This window comes from Cellulosimicrobium composti (genome assembly GCF_010287905.1).
In the GTDB taxonomy this organism is placed as follows: Bacteria; Actinomycetota; Actinomycetes; order Actinomycetales; family Cellulomonadaceae; genus Cellulosimicrobium; species Cellulosimicrobium composti.
Genome location: NZ_JAAFAN010000026.1, coordinates 1 through 15,588, shown reverse-complemented (window position 1 = coordinate 15,588; position 15,588 = coordinate 1). Strand labels below are relative to the sequence as shown.

Sequence of the window (15,588 nt, the reverse complement as noted above, 5' to 3'; positions counted from 1 at the left end):
CTACACCGTCCTCCATGACGAACGACCTCGGTGCTCCGGCCCCGTCGCGCGGCCGCCTGCTCGCCGCGCGCGCCGTCGCCGTCGTGGCGGCGCTGTTCTGGGGCGTCCTCTTCTTCGGCCTCGTCGACCTCGCGACCGTCGTGCTGCAGGACGAGCGGTTCGCCCGGCACTACCTGGTGGAGGCGGGCTGGGGCCTGCTCTACACGGGCCTCGCCATGTTCCCGCTCCTCGCATGGGCCGTCCGGCCCCGCGCGACGGTGCTGCTGCAGGGGGTGCTCGTGACGGGTGCTGCCGTCGCGCTCGCCGGGCTCGTGGCGGGCGCGTTCGGGCAGCTCCTGCCCGCCCTCGGGCTCGCGGCGTCCGCGCTCGTCCCCGCCGTCCTCGCACGGCAGGACCTGCGCCCCGCGCGCGTCACGCCCCGGGCGGTGCACCCCGCGCTCGCCGGGCTCGCGCTCGCGGGCCTGGGCGGCGCGGTCGCCTACGCGGTCGCCGTGCTGCGCGCGGCCGCGGCGGGCGAGCCCGACGACGAGACGTGGGGCCTCCAGCACCTGCCGATGCAGGCGGGGCTCGGGCTCGCGCTCGCGGCGTGCGCGCTCGCCGTCGCCGTCGTGCACGCGGGCGGCGCCGCGCGGTGGCGCGCCGGGGTGGTGCCGCCCGCGCTCGTGGCCGTGTCCCTCGGCGCGTGCTCGGTGCTCTACCCGGAGCACCTCGCGAGCCTCGGGACGGTGGGCGGGGTCGCGTGCGCGGCGTGGGGTGCCGCGCTCGGCGCGTGCGGGGTCCTGCTCCCCGACACGCGCGTGCTGGGCCGCGCCGCGCCCGCGACCCCGCGCCGCTGACGCCGGCAGGCGTCACACCCCCTGGGGGACCTCCCGGACGCCCGCCGACCAGGCGGGCTCGACGTCGGCGAGGGCGGCGCGCACGACCGCGACGGTCGCGCGCGCGACGGCGAGGCGCTGCGCGGGGGACGCGTCGAGCGGGCGGGTCGTGACCTTCGCCCCGACGACGGGGACCGGGCCGCACGCCACGAGGAACGCCCGCACCTCGTCCGGGCCGAGGATCGACTCGTCGGAGCCGGGCAGCGCCGGGTCGGGGCCGTGCGGCGGCACGTGCGCGTCGTCCCACGGCCCGCCCCAGCGGCCCGCCACCCCCGCGGCCCCCGAGAGCATCGCGCTCGCGAGCAGCCCGGCGCCCGCCGCGGCGCGCGCGTGCTCGACGGGCGTGGCGGCGCTGCGGCCCTCGATCGCGGAGCGTCCCCAGTTGAGCCCGACGTGCAGCGGGTGGCCCGTCGCCCGCGCCGCGCGGCCGACGGCCTCGATCTCGTCCTCGAGCGGGAGGAAGCCCTTCTCGGCGACGCCCCACGGGCGGGGAGCGTCGCAGTGCTCGACGACGAGCGGGAGCCCGGCGGGCGCGACGGCGGCGAGCTCGACGAGGCTGCGCTCGAGCGCGGCGGCCGAGCCGGTGCCCGGACCCGGAGCCGACTGGAGCTCGACCGCGACGACCCGGCGTCCGTCGTCGGCGAGGCGCCCGGCCGCGTCGAGCACGCGCGCGACGCCCTCGACCGCCTCGCGGCGACCGGCCTCGTCGTCGGACGCGAGCCCGTAGGACCGGTCCGCGGTGGCGCGTCGCGCCGTCGCCGCGACCGTCGTCGGCATGAGGGACCAGCGCGCGGGGAGGGCGGCTGCCACGGTCGCGAGGGCCGCGACGTCGTCCGGGTCGACGGGGTGCTCGATCCCGTCGAGCCCGTCGTCGTCGAGCGCGGCGTACCAGCCACCCGGGTCCGGGACGCCCGCGAGGGCGTAGGCCCCCAGGAGCACGTGCGGGCGGGGGTGCGGCGTTCCAGGCATGGGTCCTCGTCGTGGGTCGTGGGTCGGTGGGTGGGTGCGCGGGTCAGGCGCGCGCGACGTCCTCGTCGGCGGTCGCGTGCTCGCAGTCGTAGCCCGGTGGGAGCCAGCGCCAGGTCGCGTGGACGTCCCGCGCCTCGACGCCCGCCGGGCGGTCGGCGACGCACGCGTCCGCCTGCTGCCGCACCGCGACCGTCAGGTAGTACGCGACGAGTACCCCGGTGAGCAGCACGACGAGCACGGTTACGGTGCGCCGCAGCGCGGGGGAGGGACCGCCGTCGGACCCGTCCTCCTCGCCCGGGCGCGCGGGCACCCAGTCCCAGCTCACGCCGTCGTCGGCGCGGAGCCGGGCAGGAGCAGCACCTTGCCGGTCGTCGCGCGGCTCTCGAGCGCGCGGTGCGCGTCGGCGGCCTCGGCGAGGGGGAAGGTGGCCCCCACGCGCACGTGCAGCGTGCCGCCCGCGACGGCGCCGAGCACCTCGGTCGCGCGCTCGACGAGCTCGGCGCGGGTCGCGGTGTGGTCCGACAGCTTGGGCCGCGTGAGGAAGAGAGACCCTCCCGCGTTGAGGCGCTGCGGGTCGAACGGGGGGACCTGCCCGGAGGAGCCGCCGTAGAGGACGAGCGTGCCGCGGCGGCGCAGCGACGCGAGCGACGCGTCGAACGTGTCCTTGCCGACCGAGTCGTACACCGCCGCGACGCCCTCGCCGCCCGTGAGCCCGCGCACGACCTCGGGCAGCTCGGCGGTGAGGTCCGCGAACGCGGTGTACTGGATCACGTGCTCCGCCCCGGCGCCGCGCGACAGCTCGGCCTTCTCGGGGGTCGACACCGTCGAGATCACGTGCGCGCCCCGCGCGACGAGCATCTGGGTGAGGAGCAGGCCGACGCCGCCCGCGCCCGCGTGCACGAGCACGCGGTCACCCGGGCGCACCGGGTAGGACGACGTGCACAGGTAGTGCGCGGTGAGGCCCTGGAGCGCGACGGCGGTCGCGTCCTCGAGCGGCACGGCGTCCGGCACGTGCAGCGCCTGCTCGGCGTCCACGAGGACGAGGTCCGCGTACGACCCGGGCGCCTCGGTCCACACGACGCGGTCCCCGACGGCGAACCCCTCGACGCCCTCGCCGACCTCGGCGACGACGCCCGCGCCCTCGCTCCCGACGACGTGCGGGTACTCCATCGGGTACACGCCCGCGCGCTGGTACGTGTCGATGAAGTTCACGCCGGCCACCGCCGACCGGACGAGGACCTGGCCCGGGCCCGGCGTGGGGTCGGGCAGCTCGGTGTACTCGAGGACCTCGGGGCCGCCCGCCGTGCGGGCCACGATCGCGTGCATGGGCTCAGCCTAGGGTCGTGCGGGGGTCATGGGGTACCCGCCCTTCTGTCGCACGAGATCGGCACGCCGTGCCTGGATCGGCAGTCCGGGCTGCCGATCCCACGCGCGGCTGCCGATCTCCTGCGTGGCTGCCGATCTCGTCTCGACGCGCCGACCCGGGACGCCGTTGCATAACTATGTATAGTTCTGCATATGACGATCAGAGTCGCGGTCGCGGGTGCGTCCGGGTACGCGGGCGGGGAGACGCTCCGCCTGCTCGCCGGCCACCCCGAGGTGGAGATCGGCGCCGTCACGGCGCACAGCAACGCCGGGACGCCCCTCGGGGCGCACCAGCCGCACCTGCGATCCCTCGCCGACCGCGTGCTCGTGCCGACGAGCGTCGAGCACCTCGTGGGGCACGACGTCGTCGTCCTCGCGCTCCCGCACGGCGCGTCGGGCGAGATCGCGGCGCAGCTCCCGGACGACGTCCTCGTCCTCGACCTCGGCGCCGACCACCGGCTCGCGTCGGCGGCGGACTGGGAGGCGTTCTACGGGTCCGAGCACGCCGGGACGTGGCCGTACGGCCTGCCGGAGCTGCTGCTCACCCACGAGCCCGGCGCGGCCGCGACGGAGACGAAGCAGCGCGAGCGCCTCGCGGGCGTGCGCCGCATCGCCGTGCCCGGCTGCAACGTCACCGCGGTCACGCTCGGCATCCAGCCCGGCGTCGCGGCCGGCCTCGTCGAGGCCCGCGACCTCGTCGCGGTGCTCGCCAACGGGTACTCCGGCGCGGGCAGGTCGCTCAAGCCGCACCTGCTCGCGTCCGAGGCGCTCGGGTCGGCCCAGCCCTACGCCGTGGGCGGCACGCACCGGCACATCCCCGAGATCGCGCAGAACCTGCGCGCCGCGGGCGCCCCCGACGTGAGCATCTCCTTCACCCCGACCCTCGTGCCGATGTCCCGCGGCATCCTCGCCACGGTCACCGCGCGCCTCGCCGACGACGCCGCGCGCCTCGACCCCGCGGCGCTCGACGCGCGCGTGCGCCAGGCGTGGGAGGACGCGTACGCGGGCGAGCCGTTCGTGCGCGTGCTGCCCGCGGGCCAGTGGCCGACGACCGCGATGACCCTCGGCGCGAACACCGCGCTCGTCCAGGTCGCCGTCGACCACGCGGCGGGCCGCGTCGTCACCGTCACCGCGATCGACAACCTCGTCAAGGGCACCGCGGGCGCCGCGGTGCAGTCCATGAACATCGCGCTCGGCCTGCCGCAGACGGCGGGCCTCACGACCGAGGGGGTCGCCCCGTGACCGTCACCACCCCGCAGGGGTTCCGGGCCGCCGGCGTCGCGGCCGGGCTCAAGTCCACGGGCGCGAAGGACGTCGCGCTCGTCGTCAACGACGGGCCGCTCGACGTCGCGGCCGCCGTGCTCACGAGCAACCGCGTGTTCGCGGCACCCGTCGCGTGGACGCGCCAGGCGGTGAGCGACGGTCGCGCGACAGCGGTCGTGCTCAACTCGGGCGGCGCCAACGCGTGCACGGGGCCGGAGGGGTTCGCCGACACGCACCGCACCGCCGAGCACGTGGCCGACGTGCTCGCGACGTCCGCGGGCGACGTGCTCGTGTGCTCGACGGGACTCATCGGCGTGCGCCTGCCCATGGACCGGCTCCTCGCCGGGGTCGACGCCGCCGCGGCGGCGCTCGCGGACCCGGCCGCCACGGTCGACGGCGGCGGCGACGCCGCGCTCGCGATCATGACGACGGACACCGTGCCGAAGACGGTCTCCGTGGTCCGCGAGGTCACGGACGCCACCGCGACCGACGGCGCTGCGACGTGGTCCGTGGGCGGCATGGCCAAGGGCGCGGGGATGCTCGCGCCGGGCCTCGCGACGATGCTGTGCGTGCTGACGACGGACGCCGTCGTGGACGCCGCGACGGCCGACGCCGCGCTGCGCGCCGCGACCCGCACCACGTTCGACCGGGTCGACTCCGACGGCTGCATGTCGACCAACGACACCGTGATCCTCCTCGCGTCGGGCGCGTCCGGGGTCGAGGTCGGGCTCGACGCGCTCACCGACGCCGTCACCGAGGCGTGCGCGTCCCTCGCGCGCCAGCTCGTGGCCGACGCCGAGGGCGCGAGCCACGACGTCGCCGTCACGGTGGTGGGCGCGTCGAGCGAGGACGCGGCCGTCGCGGTCGCGCGCGCCGTGACCCGGTCGAACCTGTTCAAGACCGCGATCTTCGGCAACGACCCGAACTGGGGCCGCATCGTGTCCGCCGTCGGGACCGTCCCCGAGGACGTCGCCCCGTTCGACCCGCTCCTGCTCGACGTGACGGTCAACGACGTCCAGGTCTGCCGGGCCGGGGGAGTGGGCGAGCCGCGCGAGCTCGTCGACCTCGCGGCCGAGCGGGAGGTGCGCGTCGAGATCGACCTGCACGCCGGCTCCGCGACCGCGACCGTCTGGACCAACGACCTCACGCACGACTACGTCCACGAGAACAGCGCGTACTCCTCATGAGCGACCCGACCGCCCCCACGCCCCACCCCGACGACGCCGCGTTCGACACCCGGACCGACCTGCGCCCCGAGCAGAAGGCCGAGGTGCTCGTCGAGGCCCTGCCGTGGCTCCAGGAGTTCGCCGGCGCGCTCGTCGTCGTCAAGTACGGCGGCAACGCCATGGTCGACGACACGCTCAAGGCGGCGTTCGCGCAGGACATGGTGTTCCTGCGCCGGGTCGGCCTGCGGCCGGTCGTCGTGCACGGCGGCGGCCCGCAGATCTCCGCGATGCTCGACCGGCTCGGCATCGAGTCGGAGTTCCGCGGGGGGCTGCGCGTCACGACGCCCGAGGCGATGGACGTCGTGCGCATGGTCCTCACGGGCCAGGTGTCGCGCGAGCTCGTCGGCCTCATCAACGCCCACGGCCCGTACGCCGTCGGGCTCTCGGGCGAGGACGGCGGCCTCCTGCAGGCCCAGCGCCGGCACGCGACCGTGGACGGCGAGCCCGTCGACGTCGGGCTCGTCGGCGACGTCGTCGAGGTGCACCCGGCCGCGGTCCAGGACCTGCTCGACGCCGGCCGCATCCCCGTCGTCTCGACGATCGCGCCCGACCTCGACGACCCGACGCAGGTGCTCAACGTCAACGCCGACACCGCCGCCGCGGCGCTCGCGGTCGCGCTCGGCGCGAAGAAGCTCGTGGTGCTGACCGACGTCGAGGGCCTGTACACGTCGTGGCCGGACCGGGGCTCGCTCGTCGCGCAGATCTCCCGCTCCGAGCTCGCGGCGCTCCTGCCGTCGCTCTCGGCGGGCATGGTCCCCAAGATGGAGGCGTGCCTGCGCGCCGTCGAGGGCGGGGTGCCGGCGGCCACCGTGATCGACGGCCGCGTGCCGCACTCGACCCTGCTCGAGGTCTTCACGACCCAGGGCAACGGGACGATGGTCGTCCCCGACGCCGCGCCCGCGGCGACCCCGACCGACGGAGGCGCCGCGTGACCGAGCCCACGACCGGCGGGACGCCCGCCACGACCCCCGCCCAGGACGTCGCCGCGCCGGCCGACGGCTCCGTCGCGCAGTGGACGGACCGGTACACCCACGCGGTCATGGACACGTTCGGCCCGCCGCAGCGCGTCCTCGTGCGCGGCGAGGGCGCGTACGTGTGGGACGCCGACGGGAAGCGGTACCTCGACCTCCTCGCGGGCATCGCGGTGAACGCGCTCGGCCACGCGCACCCGACGCTCACGGCCGCGATCTCGGCCCAGCTCGGCACGCTCGGCCACGTCTCGAACTTCTTCGGCACCCCGACGCAGATCGCGCTCGCCGAGCGCCTGCTCGCGCTCGCCGAGGCACCCGAGGGCTCGCGCGTGTTCTTCACGAACTCGGGCACGGAGGCCAACGAGGCGGCGTTCAAGATGACGCGCCGTACGGGACGCACGCGCGTCCTCGCGCTCCAGGGCGGCTTCCACGGGCGGACCATGGGGGCGCTCGCGCTGACGTCGAAGGCCGCGTACCGCGAGCCGTTCGAGCCGCTCCCGGGCGGGGTCGAGTTCGTCGCGTTCGACGACGTCGCCGCGCTCGAGGAGGCGTTCTCGCCCGCGGCCGTGGCCGAGCGCGGCGAGGTCGCCGCGCTCGTCGTCGAGCCCGTGCAGGGCGAGGCGGGCGTGCGCTGCCTCTCGCCGGGCTACCTCGTCACCGCGCGCGAGCTCACCGCTCGGCACGGCGCGCTGCTCGTGCTCGACGAGGTGCAGACCGGCGTCGGGCGCACCGGATCGTGGTTCGCGTACCAGCAGCCCGAGGTCGGCGGTGGGATCGTGCCCGACGTCGTCACGCTCGCCAAGGGCCTCGGCGGCGGCTTCCCCGTGGGCGCGGTGATCGCGTACGGCGAGCGCGCCGCGACGCTGCTCGGCCGGGGCCAGCACGGCACGACGTTCGGCGGCAACCCCGTCGCCGCCGCGGCCGCCCTCGCGACGCTCGGCGTGATCGAGCGCGACGGCCTGCTCGACAACGTCCGCACGGTCGGCGCGCTCCTGCGCGAGCGGATCGCGGGCGCGGGCAACCCGCTCGTCGCGGGCGTGCGCGGCCGCGGGCTCCTGCTCGCGGTGCAGCTCGCGCGGCCCGTCGCGGCCGACGTCGCGCGCGCGGCGCTGGACGCGGGACTCGTCGTCAACGCCGTCGCGCCCGACGCGATCCGCCTCGCACCGCCGCTGGTCCTCACGCCCGAGCAGGCGCGCGACGTCGTCGCGTTCTTCGCGACGGTGAGCGTCCCCGGGAGCGAGGACGCCACGGGCGCCCCGGCGACCGACCCCACGACCCCCGCCACCCCGACGACGAGGAGCTCCTGATGGCCCCCCGGCACTTCCTGCGCGACGACGACCTCACGCCCGCCGAGCAGCGTCAGGTCCTCGAGATCGGCCTCGCGTTCCGCGACGACCGCACGTTCCGCCAGCCCCTCGCGGGCCCGCAGGGCGTGGCCGTGCTGTTCGACAAGCCCACGCTGCGCACCCAGCTGTCGTTCGCGACGGGCATCGCCGAGCTCGGCGGCTTCCCGGTCGTCGTGGACGGCCGCCTCGCCCAGGTGGGGGTGCGCGAGTCCGTCGCGGACGTCACGCGCGTGCTCGACCGGCAGGCGTCGGCGATCGTGTGGCGCACGTTCGGCCAGGACCGCATCGAGGAGATGGCGTCGATCAGCCGCGTGCCCGTCGTCAACGCCCTCACCGACGACTTCCACCCGTGCCAGATCCTCGCGGACCTGCTGACGATCGCCCAGCTGCGCGGCGGCACGGGGGCCCTCGCGGGCCAGACGCTCGCCTACGTCGGCGACGGCGCGAACAACATGGCGCACTCCTACCTGCTCGGAGGCGCGACCGCGGGGCTGCACGTGCGCGTCGGGACCCCGGAGGGCTACCCGCCGGACGAGCGGGTCCTCGCCGACGCCGAGCGGGTCGCCGCCGAGACCGGCGGGTCGGTGCTCGTCACGGCCGACCCGGTCGAGGCGGTCGCGGGCGCCGACGTCGTGGCCACCGACACGTGGGTGTCGATGGGCGACGAGGACGAGGCCGAGCTGCGTGCCCGGCCGTTCGTGCCGTACCAGGTGAACGACGCGCTCCTCGCGCACGCGAAGGACGACGCGATCGTGCTGCACTGCCTGCCCGCCTACCGCGGCAAGGAGATCACCGCCGAGGTCATCGACGGCCCGCGCTCCGCCGTCTGGGACGAGGCGGAGAACCGTCTGCACGCGCAGAAGGCGCTGCTCACGTTCCTCCTGGAGCGGTCGTGACCGAGGCCCGCACCGCGACGACGAAGACGGCGCGCCACGCGCGCATCGCCGAGATCGTGCGCCGCACGGAGATCCACTCGCAGGCCGAGCTCGCGCGCGAGCTCGAGCGCGAGGGCCTGTCCGTGACGCAGGCGACGCTGTCGCGCGACCTCATCGAGCTGCGCGCCGAGAAGGTCCGCGGCGCGTCGGGCGCCCTCGTCTACGCGCTGCCGGGGGAGGGCGGCGACCGCAGCGTGCAGACCGCGGAGTCGCCGGAGTACCTCGCGGCCCGGCTCGCCCGCCTGTGCTCGGAGATGCTCGTCTCCGCGGAGGCGTCCGCGAACCTCGTCGTGCTGCGGACCCCGCCGGGCGCCGCCAACTACCTCGCGTCGGCGATCGACCACTCGGTGCTGCCGGGCGTGCTCGGGAGCATCGCGGGCGACGACACGATCCTCGTCATCGCGCGCGACCCCGACGGCGGCGCCGATCTCGCGCGCCGCTTCCTCGACCTCTCCGGACCGGTCGGGCCGGGCGCGTGACCCGGGCGCACGACTGCCACACTGGACACCGACCCACCCGCACGCCAGAGAGAGATCCGTCATGACTGAACGCGTCGTGCTCGCCTACTCGGGCGGGCTGGACACGTCCGTCGCCATCGGCTGGATCGCCGAGGCCACGGGCGCCGAGGTCGTCGCCGTCGCGGTCGACGTCGGCCAGGGCGGGGAGGACCTCGAGGTCATCCGGCAGCGCGCCCTCGACTGCGGCGCCGTCGAGGCGTACGTCGCGGACGCGCGCGACGAGTTCGCGACCGAGTACTGCATGCCCGCGCTGCGCGCGAACGGCCTCTACCTCGACCGGTACCCGCTCGTCTCGGCGCTCTCGCGCCCGGTCATCGTCAAGCACCTCGTGCGCGCGGCCCGCCGGTTCGGCGCGACGACCGTCGCGCACGGCTGCACCGGCAAGGGCAACGACCAGGTGCGCTTCGAGGTCGCGACGACGTCGCTCGCACCCGACCTGAGGACGATCGCGCCGGTGCGCGACCTCGCGCTCACGCGCGAGAAGGCCATCGAGTACGCCGAGCGGCACGCGCTGCCCATCGCGACGACGAAGCACAACCCGTTCTCGATCGACCAGAACGTGTGGGGCCGTGCGGTCGAGACGGGCTTCCTCGAGGACATCTGGAACGCGCCGACCAAGGACGTCTACCACTACACCGACGACCCGACGTTCCCGCCCGTCGCGGACGAGGTCGTCGTCACGTTCGAGCAGGGCGTCCCCGTCGCGCTCGACGGCGTCGCCGTGACCCCGCTCCAGGCGGTCCAGGAGATGAACCGCCGCGCGGGCGCCCAGGGCGTCGGCCGGATCGACATCGTCGAGGACCGCCTCGTCGGCATCAAGTCGCGCGAGGTCTACGAGGCGCCGGGCGCGATCGCGCTCATCACGGCCCACCAGGAGCTGGAGAACGTCACGCTCGAGCGCGAGCAGGCCCGCTTCAAGCGCGGCGTCGAGCAACGCTGGTCCGAGCTCGTCTACGACGGCATGTGGTTCAGCCCGCTCAAGCGGTCGCTCGACGTGTTCGTCGACGACACCCAGCGCTACGTGTCCGGCGACGTGCGCCTCGTGCTGCACGGCGGCCGGGCGACCGTGACGGGCCGCCGCTCGGAGACGAGCCTGTACGACTTCAACCTGGCGACGTACGACGAGGGCGACTCGTTCGACCAGTCGCAGGCCAAGGGATTCATCGAGATCTACGGTCTCACCGCGAAGCTCGCCGCCGCGCGCGACGAGAAGTTCGGCAACGGTGCGGACCTCGGGGCAGGAGCACAGTGAGCACGCACGACGACCAACACGGCACGGACACCCCCGCGGACGCCGCGGCCGGCGAGGGGACGGCGCCCGCGCGCGTGAGCCTGTGGGGCGGCCGGTTCGCCGGCGGCCCCGCGGACGCGCTCGCGGCGCTGAGCAAGAGCACGCACTTCGACTGGCGCCTCGCGGGCCAGGACGTCGCGGGGTCGAAGGCCCACGCGAAGGTCCTGCACGCCGCAGGCCTGCTCGACGACGACGAGCTCGAGGGCATGCTCGCCGCGCTCGAACGGCTGCGCGAGGACGTCGCGTCGGGCGCGTTCGTCGCGGCCGACGACGACGAGGACGTGCACACCGCGCTCGAGCGCGGGCTCATCGAGCGGGCCGGTCCCGAGCTCGGCGGCAAGCTGCGCGCGGGCCGGTCGCGCAACGACCAGATCGCGACGCTCACGCGCATGTACCTGCGCGACGAGGCGCGCACGATCGCGCGGCTCGTGCTCGACGTCGTCGACGCGCTGATCGAGCAGGCCGCCGCGCACCCGGGCGCCGCGATGCCGGGGCGCACGCACCTGCAGCACGCGCAGCCGGTGCTCCTCGCGCACCACCTCCTCGCGCACGCGTGGCCGCTGCTGCGCGACGTCGACCGGTTCATCGACTGGGACGTGCGCGCCGCGCGCTCGCCCTACGGGTCGGGGGCGCTCGCGGGCTCCTCGCTGGGGCTGGACCCGGCGGCGGTCGCGGCCGAGCTCGGGTTCGACGGGCCGGTCGAGAACTCGATCGACGGCACCGCGTCGCGCGACGTCGTGGCCGAGTTCGCGTTCGTCGCGGCGATGCTGGGCGTCGACCTGTCACGTCTCGCGGAGGAGGTCATCCTCTGGGCGACGAAGGAGTTCGGGTTCGTCCGCCTGCACGACTCCTACTCCACGGGGTCGAGCATCATGCCGCAGAAGAAGAACCCCGACGTCGCCGAGCTCGCGCGCGGAAAGGCGGGCCGCCTCATCGGCGACCTGGCGGGCCTGCTCGCGACGCTCAAGGGCCTGCCGCTCGCGTACAACCGCGACCTCCAGGAGGACAAGGAGCCGGTGTTCGACCAGGTCGACACGCTCGAGGTGCTCCTGCCCGCGTTCTCGGGCATGGTCGCGACGCTCAAGTTCGACACCGAGCGCATGGCGTCGCTCGCGCCGCAGGGGTTCTCGCTCGCGACGGACGTCGCCGAGTGGCTCGTGCGCGAGGGCGTGCCGTTCCGCGTCGCGCACGAGGTCGCCGGCGCGTGCGTGCGCGTGTGCGAGGAGCGCGGCATCGAGCTCTGGGACCTCTCGGACGACGACCTCGCGGGCATCTCCGAGCACCTCACGCCGGGTGTGCGCGACGTGCTGAGCGTCGAGGGCTCGCTCGCGTCGCGCGACGCCGTGGGCGGCACGGCGCCGGTGCGCGTCGCCGAGCAGCTGGAGGCGGCGAAGGAGCGCTCGGCCGAGTACCGCTTCTGGGCCCAGGGCTGACGCGGCCCGGGCCGGGGTGAGCGCATGAGCGTCGGTCCCGACGTCCTCGCGGACCTCGTGCGCCGCGTGCGCGCCGCCGTCCCGCGTCTCGGCGGGCCGCCGTCACGGCCCGGCCACCACCCGGGCGAGCCGGCCGCGCCGGGCGCCGGGCCGTCGTCGGGCACGCGGCTCGTCGTCGTGGACGGTCCGGCCGGCTCCGGCAAGACGACGCTCGCCGCCCAGCTCGGCGACGCGCTGCCCGCGCAGGTGCTCCACATGGACGACCTGTACGAGGGCTGGCGCGGTCTCGAGCCCGCGTGGGGACGTCTCGACGAGTGGGTCCTCGCGCCGCTCGCCGCGGGCCGCGCCGGGCGGTACCGGCGCTTCGACTGGGCTCTCGACCGATTCGCCGAGTGGCACGACGTGCCGCCCGCGCCCTACCTCGTGGTCGAGGGCTGCGGGGCCGGCCGGCGCGAGGCCGACGCCGTCGCGGCGCTGCGCGTGTGGGTCGAGGCACCCGACGACGTGCGGCTGCGCCGCGGGCTCGAGCGCGACGGCGAGGACCAGCGCGCGCACTGGCTCGCCTGGATGCGCGACGAGCGCGAGCACTACGCGCGCCACGCCTCGCGCGAGCGCGCCGACGTCGTGCTCGACGGCTGGGGGAACGTCGTCCGGGCCGCGCCGCGGTGACGCCGGCCCCGGGGCCCGGCGACCGCCTGGCCCCGCCGGGCGTCCGCGCGGGGGCGTACATTGCCCAGGACGGAAGGTGGTGCGGATGACGACGGACGCCCTGACGGGGACGGGCCCCGAGGACGCGCGCGTCCTCGGGCCGTGGGACGTGCCGGCGCGCGGCTGGTTCGCGCGGGACGTGCACGACGTCGCGCGCGACCTGCTCGGTGCGCTGCTCACGCGTCGCAGCGCCGCGGGCGACGTGACGCTGCGGATCACCGAGGTCGAGGCGTACGACGGCGAGCAGGACCCGGGCTCCCACGCCTTTCGCGGGCGCACGGAGCGCAACCGCGCGATGTTCGGCGAACCGGGTCGGCTCTACGTGTACCGGCACCTCGGCCTGCACCACTGCGTCAACGTGGTGTGCGGCCCGGTCGGCCGCGCGTCCGCCGTCCTGCTGCGGGCGGGCGAGGTGACCGACGGCGTCGGGCTCGCCCGCGCACGACGGACGGCGTCCGGCCGGTGCGACTCCGACCGCCAGATCGCGCGCGGTCCCGCGCGCCTCGCCGTGGCGCTCGACCTCGACCTGGGCCAGTACGGCGCCGACCTCACCGACCCCGAGGGCGAGCTCGTCCTGCACCGGGCGTCGAGCGGCTCGTTCCGGCCCGTGGTCGCCACGGGACCGCGCGTCGGCGTCTCCGGGGTCGGGGGAGACGGCGACCGCTACCCGTGGCGCTACTGGCTCGCCGGCGACCCGACGGTCTCGGCGTACCGCCGTGTGAGCGCGCGGGCGCGCTGAGCGCGCACGGGGCCCGCGGAGCGCGGGGGTCCGCGGGGTGTCGGCGGCCCCGGGGGCGCCCGCGTCGTGGGCGGTGGCCGGACGCGGTCGCGCGGCACGGCAGACTAGGACCCGCGGGCCGTACGGGCCGCACGGACCGTGCCCCGGCCGGGGCACTCGACGAAGGAGCAGAAGTGAGCGACGTTCTCGACGAGCTGCAATGGCGAGGCCTGGTGGCGCAGTCCACCGACGAGGCCGCGCTGCGCGCCGCGCTGGCCGAGGGCCCGATCACGTACTACTGCGGCTTCGACCCGACCGCGCCGAGCCTGCACCACGGCCACCTGGTCCAGCTCATCCTGCTGCGCCACCTCCAGCTCGCGGGGCACCGCCCCATCGCCCTCGTGGGCGGCGCGACGGGCATGATCGGCGACCCGCGCCAGTCCGGCGAGCGCGTGCTCAACTCCAAGGAGACCGTCGCGGAGTGGACCGAGCGCCTCAAGGGCCAGGTCTCGCGGTTCCTCGACTTCGAGGGGGAGAACGCCGCGCGCGTCGTCAACAACCTCGACTGGATCTCGGGCCTGTCGGCGATCGACTTCCTGCGCGACGTCGGCAAGCACTACCGCCTGGGCACGATGCTCGCGAAGGACACGGTCGCGCGCCGCCTCCACTCGGAGGAGGGCATCAGCTTCACCGAGTTCAGCTACCAGATCCTCCAGGGCATCGACTTCCACGAGCTCTACCGCCGGCACGGGGTCACGCTCCAGACCGGCGGCAACGACCAGTGGGGCAACCTGCTCTCGGGCGTCGACCTGATCCGCAAGACGGAGGGCGCCTCCGTCCACGTCATGACGACGCCGCTCATCACGAAGGCGGACGGCACCAAGTTCGGCAAGACCGAGGGCGGCGCCGTGTGGCTCGACCCGGACATGATGAGCCCGTACGCGTTCTACCAGTTCTGGCTCAACGCCGCGGACGACGACGTGGTGCGCTTCCTGAGGATCTTCACCTTCCGCACGCGCGAGGAGATCGCCGAGCTCGAGGCCGCCGTGCTCGAGCGGCCGGGCGCGCGCGAGGCCCAGCGGGCGCTCGCGGCCGACGTCACGACACTCGTCCACGGCGCCGCCGCGACGGAGGCCGTGATCGCGGCGAGCCAGGCGCTGTTCGGGCGCGGCGAGCTCGCCGCGCTCGACGAGCGGACCCTGGGTGCGGCGGTCGCCGAGCTCCCGCGCACCGCGGCGGCGGTGGGCGACCTCGTGGTCGACCTCTTCGCGTCGTCGGGTCTGGTGGCGTCGAAGGCGGCCGCGCGCCGTGCTGTCGCGGAAGGAGGCGCGTACGTGAACAACACCAAGGTCGCGAGCGACGACGCCGTCCTCTCCGCCGCCGACCTGCTGCACGGGCGCTACGCGCTCCTGCGCCGGGGGAAGAAGACCCTCGGCGTGGCGGTCGCCGGCTAACCAGGTCGGGTCGTCGTCCCGCGGCGGGCGATCATCACCGGAGGAGGGGCCGGACCGCGTCGAGCGGCCCGGCCCCTTCGCGCGTCGTCGCGGCCGTGCGTCCGCGCTCCTCGCACGCGTGGGGCCGCGTCCCTGCGGGCCTCTCGGCCGCGGCACGGAGCCGATTTGGCACGGCCGCGGACCGCGTGTAGTGTTCTCGACGTTCGCCCGGCAGGGAGGAACGGACACGGGTCTCGATCGCACGAGACGGTGGCTGGTCCCCCGGGCGTTCCCCCTTCGAGGAACAGCACGGAGCTTCGCGCGCCGTGCCGGTCCATGAAGGCTGCCTGTTCCACGGCCCTTTCCGCTCGGATCACCGAGTTGGAGCGGACACCAAGGATCTGGTAGATTGGAGAAGTTGCCCCAAGCGAGGTTCTGCCCGGTCGGGTGGTGCTGAGTTGGTGTGTGTCGGTTGTTTGAGAACTCAACAGTGTGCTTGTTAGTCAATGCCAAATTTTTTGTCCCTGTGGCATGGCT

15 protein-coding genes are annotated in these 15,588 nt (G+C 75.3%); 12 read left to right on the top strand and 3 right to left on the bottom strand.

What is annotated here, in order from left to right; translation table 11 throughout:
* Window positions 1-14: 14 nt before the first annotated feature.
* Window positions 15-836, top strand: coding sequence for a hypothetical protein (locus GYH36_RS09390; protein ID WP_162289722.1), 822 nt, complete (start codon window positions 15-17; stop codon window positions 834-836).
* Window positions 837-848: 12 nt separating this feature from the next.
* On the opposite strand, the gene GYH36_RS09385 is transcribed toward GYH36_RS09390, so the two are convergent.
* The 3 genes from GYH36_RS09385 to GYH36_RS09375 are packed head-to-tail and all read right to left on the bottom strand — an operon-like array spanning window position 849 to window position 3,170.
* Entirely contained in the window at window positions 849-1,844 is a 996-nt protein-coding gene (locus GYH36_RS09385; protein WP_162289721.1) for a DUF4862 family protein, read from the bottom strand.
* Between the two features lie 43 nt (window positions 1,845-1,887).
* Window positions 1,888-2,169, bottom strand: coding sequence for a hypothetical protein (locus GYH36_RS09380; RefSeq protein ID WP_115942431.1), 282 nt, complete (start codon window positions 2,167-2,169; stop codon window positions 1,888-1,890).
* Window positions 2,166-3,170, bottom strand: coding sequence for a quinone oxidoreductase family protein (locus GYH36_RS09375; RefSeq protein WP_162289720.1), 1,005 nt, complete (start codon window positions 3,168-3,170; stop codon window positions 2,166-2,168). The genes GYH36_RS09380 and GYH36_RS09375 overlap by 4 nt, the downstream gene beginning before the upstream one ends.
* Window positions 3,171-3,362: 192 nt before the next feature.
* On the opposite strand from GYH36_RS09375, the gene argC reads away from it, so the two are divergent.
* The 11 genes from argC to tyrS all read left to right on the top strand — a co-directional run bounded on the left by argC (window position 3,363) and on the right by tyrS (window position 15,072).
* Window positions 3,363-4,451: an N-acetyl-gamma-glutamyl-phosphate reductase gene (gene argC / locus GYH36_RS09370; protein ID WP_155100149.1), complete on the top strand. Its 1,089-nt coding sequence runs from the start codon at window positions 3,363-3,365 to the stop codon at window positions 4,449-4,451.
* Complete coding sequence (argJ, locus tag GYH36_RS09365; RefSeq protein ID WP_162289719.1) at window positions 4,448-5,659, top strand: bifunctional glutamate N-acetyltransferase/amino-acid acetyltransferase ArgJ; 1,212 nt, start codon at window positions 4,448-4,450, stop codon at window positions 5,657-5,659. The genes argC and argJ overlap by 4 nt, the downstream gene beginning before the upstream one ends.
* Window positions 5,656-6,630 carry an acetylglutamate kinase gene (gene argB, locus GYH36_RS09360; protein ID WP_162289718.1) on the top strand — a complete coding sequence of 325 codons (975 nt, stop codon included), beginning with the start codon at window positions 5,656-5,658 and terminating at the stop codon, window positions 6,628-6,630. Before argJ ends, argB begins: the two co-directional genes overlap by 4 nt.
* Before the next feature lie 107 nt (window positions 6,631-6,737).
* Window positions 6,738-7,976 (top strand): acetylornithine transaminase, encoded by a 1,239-nt coding sequence (locus tag GYH36_RS09355; RefSeq protein ID WP_162289729.1) that lies wholly within the window; start codon window positions 6,738-6,740, stop codon window positions 7,974-7,976.
* Window positions 7,976-8,911 carry an ornithine carbamoyltransferase gene (gene argF, locus GYH36_RS09350; RefSeq protein ID WP_115942436.1) on the top strand — a complete coding sequence of 312 codons (936 nt, stop codon included), beginning with the start codon at window positions 7,976-7,978 and terminating at the stop codon, window positions 8,909-8,911. Before GYH36_RS09355 ends, argF begins: the two co-directional genes overlap by 1 nt.
* Window positions 8,908-9,429: an arginine repressor gene (locus GYH36_RS09345; RefSeq protein WP_024840680.1), complete on the top strand. Its 522-nt coding sequence runs from the start codon at window positions 8,908-8,910 to the stop codon at window positions 9,427-9,429. The genes argF and GYH36_RS09345 overlap by 4 nt, the downstream gene beginning before the upstream one ends.
* Window positions 9,430-9,490: 61 nt before the next feature.
* Window positions 9,491-10,720: an argininosuccinate synthase gene (locus GYH36_RS09340; protein ID WP_162289717.1), complete on the top strand. Its 1,230-nt coding sequence runs from the start codon at window positions 9,491-9,493 to the stop codon at window positions 10,718-10,720.
* Window positions 10,721-10,794: 74 nt separating this feature from the next.
* Window positions 10,795-12,192 carry an argininosuccinate lyase gene (argH, locus tag GYH36_RS09335; protein ID WP_312028580.1) on the top strand — a complete coding sequence of 466 codons (1,398 nt, stop codon included), beginning with the start codon at window positions 10,795-10,797 and terminating at the stop codon, window positions 12,190-12,192.
* A gap of 24 nt (window positions 12,193-12,216) precedes the next feature.
* A complete protein-coding gene (locus tag GYH36_RS09330) occupies window positions 12,217-12,861 on the top strand; it encodes a uridine kinase family protein (protein WP_024840683.1) in 645 nt (214 codons plus the stop codon).
* 85 nt (window positions 12,862-12,946) lie between these two features.
* Window positions 12,947-13,639: a DNA-3-methyladenine glycosylase gene (locus tag GYH36_RS09325; protein WP_024840684.1), complete on the top strand. Its 693-nt coding sequence runs from the start codon at window positions 12,947-12,949 to the stop codon at window positions 13,637-13,639.
* Between the two features lie 173 nt (window positions 13,640-13,812).
* Entirely contained in the window at window positions 13,813-15,072 is a 1,260-nt protein-coding gene (tyrS, locus tag GYH36_RS09320; protein WP_162289715.1) for a tyrosine--tRNA ligase, read from the top strand.
* Window positions 15,073-15,588: the final 516 nt, after the last annotated feature.